This window comes from Pseudomonas sp. MF4836, assembly GCF_002018875.1.
Lineage (GTDB): Bacteria > Pseudomonadota > Gammaproteobacteria > Pseudomonadales > Pseudomonadaceae > Aquipseudomonas.
Map to the genome: position 1 here is coordinate 308359 of NZ_MVOL01000008.1, position 12271 is coordinate 320629.

The 12271-nt window shown below is 61.4% G+C and carries 15 protein-coding genes; 13 read left to right on the top strand and 2 right to left on the bottom strand.

Annotated features, from left to right (window positions below):
* The first annotated feature begins 29 nt into the window (after positions 1 to 29).
* The gene (locus MF4836_RS20325; protein WP_078471758.1) at positions 30 to 494 is read left to right on the top strand and encodes a CreA family protein; all 465 of its coding nucleotides are present in this window, start codon (positions 30 to 32) and stop codon (positions 492 to 494) included.
* 116 nt (positions 495 to 610) lie between these two features.
* Here the strand turns inward: MF4836_RS20325 and rpsT are convergent, their stop codons facing one another.
* Entirely contained in the window at positions 611 to 889 is a 279-nt protein-coding gene (gene rpsT / locus MF4836_RS20330; RefSeq protein ID WP_003215870.1) for a 30S ribosomal protein S20, read from the bottom strand.
* Positions 890 to 1141: 252 nt separating this feature from the next.
* On the opposite strand from rpsT, the gene murJ reads away from it, so the two are divergent.
* The 6 genes from murJ to ispH all read left to right on the top strand — a co-directional run bounded on the left by murJ (position 1142) and on the right by ispH (position 8606).
* A complete protein-coding gene (gene murJ, locus MF4836_RS20340) occupies positions 1142 to 2680 on the top strand; it encodes a murein biosynthesis integral membrane protein MurJ (protein WP_078471759.1) in 1539 nt (512 codons plus the stop codon).
* A 129-nt stretch (positions 2681 to 2809) separates the two neighbouring features.
* Positions 2810 to 3754: a bifunctional riboflavin kinase/FAD synthetase gene (gene ribF, locus MF4836_RS20345; RefSeq protein WP_102047927.1), complete on the top strand. Its 945-nt coding sequence runs from the start codon at positions 2810 to 2812 to the stop codon at positions 3752 to 3754.
* A 13-nt stretch (positions 3755 to 3767) separates the two neighbouring features.
* On the top strand, positions 3768 to 6599 hold the full coding sequence (gene ileS, locus MF4836_RS20350) for an isoleucine--tRNA ligase (RefSeq protein ID WP_078471761.1): 2832 nt from the start codon (positions 3768 to 3770) through the stop codon (positions 6597 to 6599).
* The gene (gene lspA, locus MF4836_RS20355; RefSeq protein WP_020296453.1) at positions 6592 to 7104 is read left to right on the top strand and encodes a signal peptidase II; all 513 of its coding nucleotides are present in this window, start codon (positions 6592 to 6594) and stop codon (positions 7102 to 7104) included. The genes ileS and lspA overlap by 8 nt, the downstream gene beginning before the upstream one ends.
* A gap of 7 nt (positions 7105 to 7111) precedes the next feature.
* Complete coding sequence (gene fkpB / locus MF4836_RS20360) at positions 7112 to 7549, top strand: FKBP-type peptidyl-prolyl cis-trans isomerase (RefSeq protein ID WP_178102971.1); 438 nt, start codon at positions 7112 to 7114, stop codon at positions 7547 to 7549.
* A gap of 109 nt (positions 7550 to 7658) precedes the next feature.
* On the top strand, positions 7659 to 8606 hold the full coding sequence (gene ispH / locus MF4836_RS20365; RefSeq protein ID WP_020296455.1) for a 4-hydroxy-3-methylbut-2-enyl diphosphate reductase: 948 nt from the start codon (positions 7659 to 7661) through the stop codon (positions 8604 to 8606).
* On the opposite strand, the gene MF4836_RS20370 is transcribed toward ispH, so the two are convergent.
* Entirely contained in the window at positions 8607 to 9131 is a 525-nt protein-coding gene (locus tag MF4836_RS20370) for a GspH/FimT family protein (RefSeq protein WP_078471763.1), read from the bottom strand.
* A gap of 132 nt (positions 9132 to 9263) precedes the next feature.
* Between MF4836_RS20370 and MF4836_RS20375 the strand changes: the two genes are divergently transcribed.
* Genes MF4836_RS20375 through MF4836_RS20400 form a run of 6 tightly spaced genes read left to right on the top strand, consistent with a single transcriptional unit; the run spans position 9264 to position 12226 of the window.
* Entirely contained in the window at positions 9264 to 9737 is a 474-nt protein-coding gene (locus tag MF4836_RS20375; protein ID WP_078471764.1) for a GspH/FimT family pseudopilin, read from the top strand.
* A complete protein-coding gene (gene pilV / locus MF4836_RS20380; protein ID WP_078471765.1) occupies positions 9734 to 10177 on the top strand; it encodes a type IV pilus modification protein PilV in 444 nt (147 codons plus the stop codon). Before MF4836_RS20375 ends, pilV begins: the two co-directional genes overlap by 4 nt.
* Positions 10174 to 10884, top strand: a complete 711-nt coding sequence (locus MF4836_RS20385; protein ID WP_078471766.1) for a PilW family protein — start codon at positions 10174 to 10176, stop codon at positions 10882 to 10884. Before pilV ends, MF4836_RS20385 begins: the two co-directional genes overlap by 4 nt.
* A 5-nt stretch (positions 10885 to 10889) precedes the next feature.
* Positions 10890 to 11366 carry a pilus assembly PilX family protein gene (locus tag MF4836_RS20390; RefSeq protein WP_238596169.1) on the top strand — a complete coding sequence of 159 codons (477 nt, stop codon included), beginning with the start codon at positions 10890 to 10892 and terminating at the stop codon, positions 11364 to 11366.
* Positions 11367 to 11424: 58 nt separating this feature from the next.
* Positions 11425 to 11811: a hypothetical protein gene (locus tag MF4836_RS35090; protein WP_153050250.1), complete on the top strand. Its 387-nt coding sequence runs from the start codon at positions 11425 to 11427 to the stop codon at positions 11809 to 11811.
* Positions 11812 to 11824: 13 nt separating this feature from the next.
* Complete coding sequence (locus MF4836_RS20400) at positions 11825 to 12226, top strand: type IV pilin protein (RefSeq protein ID WP_078471769.1); 402 nt, start codon at positions 11825 to 11827, stop codon at positions 12224 to 12226.
* Positions 12227 to 12271 lie beyond the last annotated feature (45 nt).

Sequence of the window (12271 nt, forward strand, 5' to 3'; positions counted from 1 at the left end):
GTGATTCGAGTCATTTAGGGAAAAAACCAATGCGCGTAGCAAAAGGGTTGTTGGGTGTGCTGTTGGCGATGCCGCTCCTGGCGTCCGCTGAGGAAATTGGCCAGGTGTCCACGGTGTTCAAATTTGTCGGGCCGAACGATCGCATTGTGGTCGAGGCGTTCGATGATCCTCGGGTCGAGGGTGTGACTTGCTACCTGTCGCGAGCCAAGACGGGTGGGGTGAAGGGTGGCCTGGGTCTGGCCGAGGATCGTGCCGAGGCGTCGATTGCCTGCCGTCAGGTCGGGCCTATCAGCTTCAAGGGCGAGCTCAAGGATGGCGAGGAGGTATTCAAGGAGCGAACTTCGCTGGTGTTCAAGACCATGCAGGTGGTGCGCTTCCTCGACAAGAAGCGCAATACGCTGGTGTATCTGGTCTACAGCGATCGCTTGATCGAGGGCAGCCCGCAGAATGCGGTGACGGCGATTCCGATCCTTCCGTGGGTCCAGCCACAGTAACTGCTTTTGCCGGCCGGCTCGCCCTCTGCAAGGGGTGAGCGGGTTGGTGGTGGTGCTGCCGAATCGTAGGCAATAAAAAACCGACCCTAGGGTCGGTTTTTTAACAAGCGTGTCGCTTAGGCTGCAGCAGCAAGGTTCAACGCCTTGATGTGGCCATTCAGACGACCTTTATGGCGAGCAGCTTTGTTCTTGTGGATGATGCCTTTATCGGCCATACGGTCGATAACTGGCACGGCCAGAACATAAGCAGCTTGCGCTTTTTCAGCGTCTTTTGCGTCGATGGCTTTAACTACATTCTTGATGTAGGTACGAACCATGGAACGCAGGCTGGCGTTGTGGCTGCGACGCTTCTCAGCCTGTTTTGCACGTTTTTTGGCGGAAGGTGTGTTGGCCACCGTCGAGCTCCTCGAAAGACTTTTTGGGAAATAGCAAACAAAATAGGCCGCGAATCATGCCGATGAGTTGAAGTCTTGTCAAGGGCGGGTGATGCGTTCCGCTGAGTGGTCGATCTGAAGAGGCGGGATATTTATTTCCGGCGCTTGACCTGTAAACTCGCGAGCTTTGGCTCTGTGCTGTTGCGGCGCGGAGTATCGCATAAGTAGGCGCATTGTTCGCCTGCTGTTTATCTACAGGCAAAAAACCTTTCAATGAACCTGCTCAAATCGTTGGCCGCTGTCAGCTCTATCACCATGATTTCCCGGGTGTTGGGGTTTGTTCGTGACACCATCATCGCGCGTGCCTTCGGTGCCGGCATGGCTACCGATGCCTTCTTCATTGCCTTCAAGTTGCCCAATCTGCTGCGCCGGATCTTTGCCGAGGGGGCTTTCTCCCAAGCGTTCGTGCCGATCCTGGCGGAATATAAAAGCCAGCAGGGCGAGGAGGCGACTCGGACCTTCATCGCTTATGTGTCGGGTCTGTTGACCCTGGTGCTGGCGCTGGTCACGGCCCTGGGGATGATTTTCGCGCCTTGGGTGATCTGGGCGACGGCGCCGGGTTTTGCCGATACGCCGGAAAAGTTCGCCCTGACCTCTGACCTGCTGCGGGTGACCTTCCCTTATATATTGCTGATTTCCCTGTCCTCGCTGGCGGGGGCGATCCTCAATACCTGGAACCGTTTCTCGGTGCCGGCCTTTGTGCCGACCCTGCTCAATGTGAGCATGATCATCTTTGCCCTGTTTCTGACGCCTTACTTCGACCCGCCGGTGATGGCCCTGGGCTGGGCCGTATTGGCCGGTGGCCTGGCGCAGTTGCTGTACCAGCTGCCGCACCTGCGCAAGATCGGCATGCTGGTGCTGCCACGGCTGAACCTGCATGACACTGGGGTCTGGCGGGTGATGAAGCAGATGCTGCCGGCGATTCTCGGGGTCTCGGTGAGTCAGATTTCACTGATCATCAACACTATTTTTGCCTCGTTCCTGGTCGCAGGCTCCGTGTCCTGGATGTACTACGCCGACCGCCTGATGGAGTTGCCGTCCGGTGTGCTGGGGGTGGCATTGGGCACTATTCTGTTGCCGACCCTGGCCAAGACCTACGCCAGCCAGGATCGCCACGAGTATTCGCGAATTCTCGATTGGGGCTTGCGCCTGTGTTTTGTGCTGGTGCTGCCTTGTGCCCTGGCCCTGGGGATTCTTGCCGAGCCGCTGACGGTTTCGCTGTTCCAGTACGGTGAATTCAGCGCGCTGGATGCCGCCATGACTCAGCGGGCGCTGGTTGCCTACTCTATTGGCCTGCTCGGGATTATTGTGATCAAGGTCCTGGCGCCGGGCTTCTATGCCCAGCAAAACATTCGGACGCCGGTCAAAATCGCGATTTTTACCCTGATCGTCACGCAGTTGCTCAACCTGGTGTTTATCGGTCCCTTGAAGCATGCCGGGCTGGCCCTGGCGATCAGCGGTGGTGCCTGCATCAACGCCGGCTTGCTGTTCTATCAGTTGCGCAAGCAGAAGATGTTCCAGCCGCAGCCGGGCTGGGGGCTGTTCGCCCTCAAGCTGGTGATCGCGGTGCTGGTGATGTCGGCGGTACTGCTGGGGTTGATGTACGTGATGCCGGCCTGGGACCAGGGGCATATGCTGCAACGCTTTCTGCGCCTTGGGGCGTTGGTGCTGGCCGGGGTGGTGACGTATTTCGGCATGCTGGCGCTGCTGGGCTTTCGCCTGCGGGACTTCAATCGCAAGGGCTTGAACTGACGCCTGCCTGGCGTTGAGCCGTGATCGGACCCTGGTTTTATCGGTTCGATCACTTTGGGTGGTGGTGTTGCCTGTCGCCGACCGCCGGGTGTGGTTATAATCGACCACTTTATGAGCAAGAAGCGCGTTATGCAGCTGGTTCGAGGTCTCCACAACCTGCGCCCCCAGCATCGGGGCTGTGTCGCCACTATTGGCAACTTTGACGGTGTTCACCGTGGCCACCAGGCTATCCTGGGCCGGCTGCGTGAGCGCGCGCTCGAGTTGGGCGTGCCCAGCTGCGTGGTGATTTTCGAGCCGCAGCCCCGCGAGTTCTTTGCGCCGGACACCGCTCCAGCGCGCCTGGCACGCCTGCGTGACAAGTTGCAGCTGCTGGCTGACGAGGGCGTCGACCGCGTGTTGTGCCTGGCATTCAATCAGCGCCTCAGCAAGCTCGGCGCCAGTGAATTCGTCGATACCATTCTGGTGGATGGCCTGGGAGTGCAGCATCTGGAAGTCGGCGACGACTTCCGTTTTGGCTGCGACCGGGTAGGGGATTTCGATTTCCTGCAACAGGCCGGGAGCGCCCGGGGGTTTACCGTCGAAGCGGCGCAGACCGTGGAACTGGACGGTTTACGTGTCAGCAGCACCCAGGTCCGTAACGCCCTGGCCGCGGCTGATTTTGAGTTGGCCGAGCGTTTGCTGGGTCGCCCGTTCCGTATTGCCGGACGGGTTCTGCACGGTCAGAAGCTGGCGCGCCAATTGGGTACGCCTACCGCCAATGTGCAGCTCAAGCGCCGTCGCGTGCCGCTTTCCGGGGTGTACCTGGTGAGTGTCGAAATCGACGGCCAGCCTTGGCCCGGCGTCGCCAATATCGGCGTTCGGCCTACGGTTGCAGGTGATGGCAAGGCCCACCTGGAAGTCCATCTTTTAGATTTTGCCGGCGATTTGTATGACCGGCGTTTGACGGTGGTTTTCCACCACAAGCTGCGTGAAGAGCAGCGTTTCGCCTCTCTGGAGGCGTTGAAGACGGCGATCAATGCGGATGTTGCCGCCGCCCGTGCCCAAGTTGCACGTATCCATAGCGCCAATCGCTAATGAAGAGCCTTAAATGACCGACTATAAAGCCACGCTAAACCTTCCGGACACCGCCTTCCCAATGAAGGCCGGCCTGCCTCAGCGCGAACCGCAGATTCTGCAGCGCTGGGACAGCATTGGCCTGTACGGTAAGTTGCGCGAGATTGGCAAGGATCGTCCGAAGTTCGTTCTGCACGACGGTCCTCCGTATGCCAACGGCACGATTCACATCGGTCATGCGCTGAACAAGATTCTGAAAGACATGATCATCCGCTCGAAGACCCTGGCGGGTTTCGACGCACCTTATGTTCCGGGTTGGGACTGCCACGGCCTGCCGATCGAACACAAGGTTGAAGTGACTCACGGCAAGAACCTGGGCGCGGATAAAACCCGCGAACTGTGCCGTGCCTACGCCACCGAGCAGATCGAAGGCCAGAAGTCCGAATTCATCCGTCTGGGCGTGCTGGGCGATTTCGCCAACCCTTACAAGACCATGAACTTCAAGAACGAGGCCGGTGAAATCCGTGCCTTGGCCGAAATCGTCAAGGGCGGTTTCGTGTTCAAGGGCCTCAAGCCCGTGAACTGGTGCTTCGACTGCGGTTCGGCCCTGGCTGAAGCGGAAGTCGAGTACGAAGACAAAAAGTCCTCGACCATCGACGTCGCCTTCCCGATCGCCGACGCCGACAAGCTGGCCGAAGCCTTTGGCCTGGCGACCCTGGCCAAACCGGCCTCGATCGTGATCTGGACCACGACCCCCTGGACCATCCCGGCCAACCAGGCGCTCAACGTGCACCCGGAATTCACCTACGCCCTGGTGGACGTCGGTGACAAGCTGCTGGTGCTGGCTGAAGAGTTGGTCGAGTCGTGTCTGGCACGTTACAACCTGCAAGGCTCGGTGATTGCCACCACTACCGGCTCGGCACTGGAACTGATCAACTTCCGCCACCCGTTCTACGACCGCCTGTCGCCGGTGTACCTGGCCGAGTACGTCGAACTGGGCGCCGGCACCGGCGTGGTTCACTCCGCGCCTGCCTACGGCGTGGACGACTTCGTGACCTGCAAAGCCTACGGCATGGTCAACGACGACATCCTCAATCCGGTGCAGAGCAACGGCGTCTACGTGCCGTCCCTGGAGTTCTTCGGTGGCCAGTTCATCTGGAAAGCCAACCCGGCGATCGTCGAGAAACTCTCGGAAGTCGGCGCGCTGATGCACACCGAAACCATCGTCCACAGCTACATGCACTGCTGGCGCCACAAGACTCCGCTGATCTACCGCGCCACCGCGCAATGGTTTATCGGCATGGACAAGGAACCGACCAGCGGCGAAACCCTGCGCAAGCGTGCCCTTGAGGCCATCGAAGAGACGCAGTTCGTGCCGGCCTGGGGCCAGGCGCGCCTGCACTCGATGATCGCCAACCGTCCGGACTGGTGCATCTCCCGCCAGCGCAACTGGGGCGTGCCGATCCCGTTCTTCCTGAACAAGGAAAGCGGTGAGCTGCACCCACGTACCGTCGAGCTGATGGAAGTCGTGGCCCAGCGCGTTGAAGAAGAGGGCATCGAAGCCTGGTTCAAGCTGGACGCCGCCGAGCTGCTGGGCGACGAAGCGCCGCTGTACGACAAGATCAGCGACACCCTCGACGTCTGGTTCGACTCGGGCACCACCCATTGGCACGTACTGCGCGGCTCGCACCCGATGGGCCACGACACCGGCCCGCGTGCCGACCTGTACCTGGAAGGCTCGGACCAACACCGTGGCTGGTTCCACTCGTCGTTGCTGACCGGTTGCGCCATCGACGGCCACGCGCCGTATCGCGAGCTGCTGACCCACGGTTTCACCGTGGATGAAAGCGGTCGCAAGATGTCCAAGTCCCTGGGCAACGTGATCGCGCCGCAGAAAGTCAATGACACACTGGGCGCCGACATCATGCGCCTGTGGGTGGCCTCCACCGACTACTCCGGCGAGATCGCGGTTTCCGAGCAGATCCTGCAGCGCAGTGCCGACGCCTACCGGCGGATCCGCAACACCGCGCGCTTCATGCTGTCGAACCTGACCGGCTTCAATCCGGCCACCGACATCCTGCCGGCCGAGGACATGCTTGCCCTGGACCGTTGGGCCGTGGACCGCACCCTGTTGCTGCAGCGCGAGCTGGAGCTGCATTACGGCGAATACCGCTTCTGGAACGTGTACTCGAAGATCCACAACTTCTGCGTGCAGGAGCTGGGCGGTTTCTACCTCGACATCATCAAGGACCGCCAGTACACCACCGGCGCCAACAGCAAGGCACGCCGCTCGGCGCAGACCGCGCTGTATCACATCTCCGAAGCGCTGGTGCGCTGGATCGCACCGATCCTGGCCTTCACCGCCGACGAGCTGTGGGAGTACCTGCCGGGCGAGCGCAACGAATCGGTCATGCTCAACACCTGGTACGAAGGCCTGAGCGAATTGCCAGCCGACTTCGAACTGGGCCGCGAGTACTGGGAAGGCGTGATGGCCGTCAAGGTCGCCGTGAACAAGGAACTGGAGAACCAGCGTGCAGCCAAGGCCGTCGGTGGCAACCTGCAGGCCGAAGTCACCCTGTATGGCGAGGACGGCCTGACCACTGACCTGGGCAAACTGAGCAACGAACTGCGCTTCGTGTTGATCACCTCGACCGCCAGCCTGGCACCTTTCGCCCAGGCTCCGGCTGATGCGGTGGCCACCGAAGTACCTGGCCTGAAACTCAAGGTGGTCAAGTCGGCCTTCGCCAAGTGCGCCCGTTGCTGGCACTGCCGTGAAGACGTCGGCGTGAACCCTGAGCACCCGGAAATCTGCGGTCGCTGCGTCGACAACATCAGCGGTGCTGGCGAGGTTCGTCACTATGCCTAACGCCGCGGGCCGTTTCGGCCGTCTGGGCTGGCTGTGGTTGAGCCTGCTGGTCCTGGTCATTGACCAGGCCAGCAAGTTCCACTTCGAAAGCTCATTGTCGATGTACCAGCAGATCGTGGTGATCCCGGATTACTTCAGCTGGACCCTGGCCTACAACACCGGTGCGGCCTTCAGCTTCCTGGCTGACAGCTCCGGCTGGCAGCGCTGGCTGTTCGCCCTGATCGCGGTAGTGGTCAGTGCGGTGCTGGTGGTCTGGCTCAAGCGTCTGGGGCGTAATGAAACCTGGCTGGCCGTGGCCCTGGCGCTGGTACTCGGCGGCGCCCTGGGTAACCTCTACGACCGCATTGCCCTGGGCCATGTGATCGATTTCATCCTGGTGCATTGGCAAAATCGCTGGTATTTCCCAGCGTTCAACTTTGCCGACAGCGCCATCAGCGTCGGTGCAGTGATGCTTGCGCTGGATATGTTCAAAGGCAAGAAGACCGGAGAAGCCGTTCATGACTGAGCAGGTATTGGCTGAACAACGCATTGGCCAGAACACGGAAGTCACTTTGCATTTCGCATTGCGCCTGGAGAATGGCGATACGGTAGACAGCACCTTCGACAAGGCCCCGGCGACCTTCAAGGTCGGCGACGGCAACCTGCTGCCAGGTTTCGAAGCGGCGTTGTTCGGTTTCAAGGCGGGCGACAAGCGGACTCTGGCGATCGAGCCGGAAAACGCTTTCGGTCAGCCGAACCCGCAGAATGTGCAGATCATCCCGCGCTCGCAGTTCCAGGATATGGAGCTGTCTGAAGGGCTGCTGGTGATTTTCAACGATGCGGCGAATACCGAGCTGCCCGGCGTGGTCAAAGCTTTCGATGACACTGAGGTGACCATCGACTTCAACCACCCGCTGGCGGGCAAGACCTTGACCTTTGATGTCGAGATCATCGACGTCAAGGCGCTTTAAACGTAATCCCCGGCAAGCGGACGCCTATGCTTTAGGCGCCCGCTTGCCGGGGATTCATCGCTACAGTGGCAACGATCTAACTTCTTGCGCGCAAGACACGAGGCACAGCATGCAAATCAAACTCGCCAACCCCCGTGGCTTCTGCGCCGGCGTGGACCGCGCGATCGAAATCGTCAATCGTGCCCTGGAGGTCTTCGGACCGCCGATCTACGTTCGTCATGAAGTGGTGCACAACAAATTTGTCGTCGAAGATCTGCGTGCTCGCGGCGCGATCTTTGTCGAAGAGCTGGAACAGGTTCCGGACGACGTCATTGTGATCTTCAGTGCCCACGGTGTTTCCCAGGCCGTGCGCACCGAAGCTGCCGGCCGTGGCCTCAAGGTGTTCGATGCCACGTGTCCGTTGGTGACCAAGGTGCATATCGAGGTCGCGCGCTACAGCCGCGACGGCCGTGAGTGCATCCTGATCGGCCACGCCGGGCACCCGGAAGTCGAGGGCACCATGGGCCAGTACGACGCCAGCAATGGCGGCGCGATCTACCTGGTCGAAGACGAGAAGGACGTCGCCGCCCTGCAGGTGCGCAACCCCGAGAAACTGGCCTTCGTGACCCAGACCACCCTGTCCATGGACGACACCAGCCGGGTGATCGACGCGCTGCGTACGCGCTTTCCGGCCATTGGTGGCCCGCGCAAGGACGACATCTGCTACGCCACGCAAAACCGCCAGGATGCGGTCAAGCAACTGGCGAACGAGTGCGATGTGGTGTTGGTGGTGGGCAGCCCCAACAGTTCCAATTCCAACCGCCTGCGTGAGCTGGCTGAGCGCATGGCCACCCCGGCCTACCTGATCGACGGTGCCGAAGACATGCAGCGCAGCTGGTTCGACGGTGTCGAGCGGATCGGCATCACCGCCGGTGCATCGGCCCCGGAAGTGCTGGTACGGGGCGTGATCCAGCAGTTGCAGGCCTGGGGCGCCACCGGTGCCGATGAATTGGCCGGCCGCGAGGAGAACATCACGTTCTCCATGCCCAAGGAACTGCGGGTTCGCTCGCTGCTCTGATCAGTCGCTGCCTGCGCACACGGCCTGTCCGGCCTGTTCGCTGCGCAGGCTGACTCGCCCGGTTCGGGCCAGCACCACCTGATACTGGCTGGTCGATTGCTCGCTGGCACAGATATGCAGAGTGCCGGCCTGGAAGGCTCCGCTGGGTAACAGTGGCTGGCCCAGGCTGCTGAAACGCACGAAACTCTTCACCGGGCGATTGCCCACCACCACGACCTTTCCTCCCGCCAGGTGCTCCACCAGCACCGGGTTGTCGCTGTCCTGCGGCCCTCGGCCACTGACATCCAGGATGATCCGCCAGCCCTGCCCCCAGTCGTCGTCCTGTGCCTGAATCACCGTCGTGGTATGACGCAGGATGGCCTCGCTGCGGGCTTGGCGCAGGCCGCTGGCGAGCCCTTGAGCCATCTCCTGTTGGCGGTTCGAGATCAACAACTGGCCCAATGACGCGGCGCCAAACTGCAGCAGCATGCCGAGCAGTGCCAGCGCCGCCAGCAGCTCCATCAAACTGAAACCTCTTTGATCCATGGGTTTTCCCTCCTTGGAAAGGTGAATGCCAACGCTATCCGTGCGCGAGCATTGAGCAAAACGGCAAACAGCCGGTCTATGAGTGTTCGAGGTTGTAGCCCGTTATAGCCGAAGGCGTTTGCAGGACAGGCAATGAATTTGCGTACAAAGGGTTTCACCCTGATCGAGATGTTGGTGACCCTGGCCATTGGTGGGCTGTTGTTGACCTTGATCCTTCCGGCATTCAGCCAATCGTTGCAGCGCAGCCAGGCCGACAGCGAGCTCAATGAATTACTGCGAGCCCTCAATTACGCGCGTTTCGAGGCCATTGAGCGCGGTATTACCACCCACCTCCGGCCCATGGATGATTCGCGGCAATGGGCGGCTGCCCTCGGCGTGTATGACGGCGCAGCGCCCCAGGCGAATGTATTGCGGGTTGTTCCCGCGCTCTCTCGGGGTGCGATTCTGGCGCTACCCTCAGGCATCGATGCTGTGGCTTTCAGTCCGCTTGGGGGGCTGGCTGGGGCAGATCGACCGTTGCTGATCCGCTATGAACGCGGGGCGCTGCAGCGCTCGATCAGCGTCTGCCTCAATGGACGGATTATTTTTGCAGGGAGCTGCCAATGACTGACAGGCGCGGGCAACGCGGCATGAGCCTGATCGAAGTGCTGGTTGCGCTGTTGATTCTGGGCGTGGGGCTGCTGGGAGCGGCAGCGGTCCAACTCAAGGCGCTGAAGTACACCGACAGTGCACGGATGGCCAGCCAGGCCAGCTTTGTGGCTTACGACATGCTGGACCGGATTCGCGCCAATGCCGGCGCCGACTACAGCGTGCCGACGCCGGCCGCGGGTAACCTGGAGCAGGCCCGGGATCAGGATCTCTATGACTTCGCGAGCAATATCGCCAGTTTTGGCGGGCCGACGGCCACTGGCAGCATCAGCGTAAACCAGCGGCTGTACACCATCACCGTGACCTGGGATGACACCCGCGCGGGCGGTGCTGCCGAGGCGCAACGCAGCTTCGTCCTGAGCAGCCGAGTCGCGGTCGACGAGCCTGGTCAGCCATGAAGGGGCCGATGCGCGGCTTCGGCCTGATCGAAATGATGCTGGCCCTGGCCTTGAGCCTGGTGGTGGTGCTGGGTGTGACACGGATTTTCATTTCGGCCAAGAACACCTACCTCAGCCAGAACGCCGCGGCGACCCTGCAGGAGGATGGGCGTTTTGTCCTGAGCAAGCTGATGCAGGAGGTGCGTATGGTCGGGATGTTCGGATGCCTGGCAACGGTGGTTGATGCCAGTGCGGCTGGGGACTTTACCGCCAATGCGGCGACTCCGGTGCGCTGGGACAATGCCAGTCGGCGCCTGACTTTAGTCACCGCTGACGTTGGCCTGGATGGTGGGGTGCCGACCTGGACGGTGCTGTCCGACTGCCGTGACACCTCCACCGCGTACAGCGGAGCCCGGGTCGCGGGAGTGGGGCAGCAGGCGTTTGCGATCCGTCGACTGTCCTACCGCCTGGACAACCGTCAGATGGTGATGGGCAGCGGTACCGGCAACGATCAGGCGGTACTGGTGAGCGATGTCGAAGCGTTCGAGGTCAGCTTTGGCATGGCCCGTTCGGCGTCGGACACGGGCGCTTCCCGCTACAGCCCCAACCCCGAAGACCCGCAGTTGATTCGCAGTGTGCGCCTGAGCCTGACCCTGGCTGATCCTTTGCAGCGGGTTGCTAGCCAGACGTTCACCGTGGTGGCTGCCTTGCGCAACCGGCTGCGGTGATGGCGATGCGCAGAGAGCCACCACGGCTTGGGCGTGGCCGTCAGCAGGGCATGGCATTGCTGGTCAGCCTGGTGTTCCTGTTATTGCTCACCTTGATCGGGGTGTCGTCCCTGCGTAACGCGACGCTGCAGGAAAAAATGGCCGCCAGCCTGAGTTTGCGCAATCAGTCGTTCCAGGCCGCGGAGTCGGCCCTGCGGGCGGGTGAGGGGGCGGTCCAGCAAGGGCATTACACGCTGCCTGCCTGTGCACGTTGCCCACCCCCTGCGGAGTCTTCCGGCGTGACCGCCGCTGGTGCCAACAGCCATTCCGGCGTGACTTGGGTTGCCACCGACCAGGGGTTCTACGGGGTGCAGAACCTGGGGGCAACCCTTGATGCAGTCAACCTGCCGCCCCATACCGCAGCCACCCTGTATCGGGTCACGGCGGTGGGTGTGGCCGGGCATTCGCGCACGGTGCTGGAGAGTATTTATGCCAAATATTGAGCCTCATGTGCGGAGCTGGCGAAAGGCGCGCTGGCGGGTCATGGCAGGTTGCTGCCTGGTGCTTGCGCTGCCTGTTCAGGCGCGCGGCGCTGCTGCGCCTTGCGTGCAGCCTCTGGACCCGGTGCCGAGTGGCTGGTCAGTGCCGATGCCCTATGAGCGCGGGCAGCATCGCCGTCTGCCTGATCCCGTTGACCCCTGTTCGACTAATGATCGCGGGAAACTGCTGGAGCTCGGCCCGTTCGGCGGTAAGATGCTCGACCACGCAGGTCGCGACCCGGACCTGCTCTCTGATGAGGTGGTGTTTGTGGGTGAGGTTCCAGGCCCGGATGGCAGTGCCCCGGGCACGTCTGGCGAGCCCCTGAACCGCGCCGATGACCCTTTGGCCTCGCAGCCGCAACCGCCGGGAAGTGCCGGCCGCCGCATCATGTGGCGACAAATACAGTAAGCGAGATTCACCCATGCGCAGATCCAACCAAGGTTTTACCCTGATCGAAATCATGATCGTGATTGCGATCATCGGGCTAGTCCTCACCTTGAGCCTTCCGGCCATTACCGAATACACCAAGAAGCCGCACCGCACTGAGATCGCCGGCCTGCTCTCCGACCAGGCGCAGTTGCTTGAGCGTTTCTATTCGAAAAACGGCGTCTATACCGGTGCCGCTGACCTGAGTAGCGGTAACGATGACTACAGCATCACCGCGACCCTGGCCGACAAAACCTTCCTGCTGACCGCGACGCCCGAGGCCGAGAGCCAAATGGCCGGGGATAAATGCGGCAGCTTCAGCATCAGCGAAACCGGCGCCACCACCATCAGCAATCAGGCCGAGGGTGTGACGGCCAAGGATTGCTGGGGTCGTTGAGCCTTTGGGTGGGCGTGCTGCGCCCAGCGTCTTTTTAATGACTGG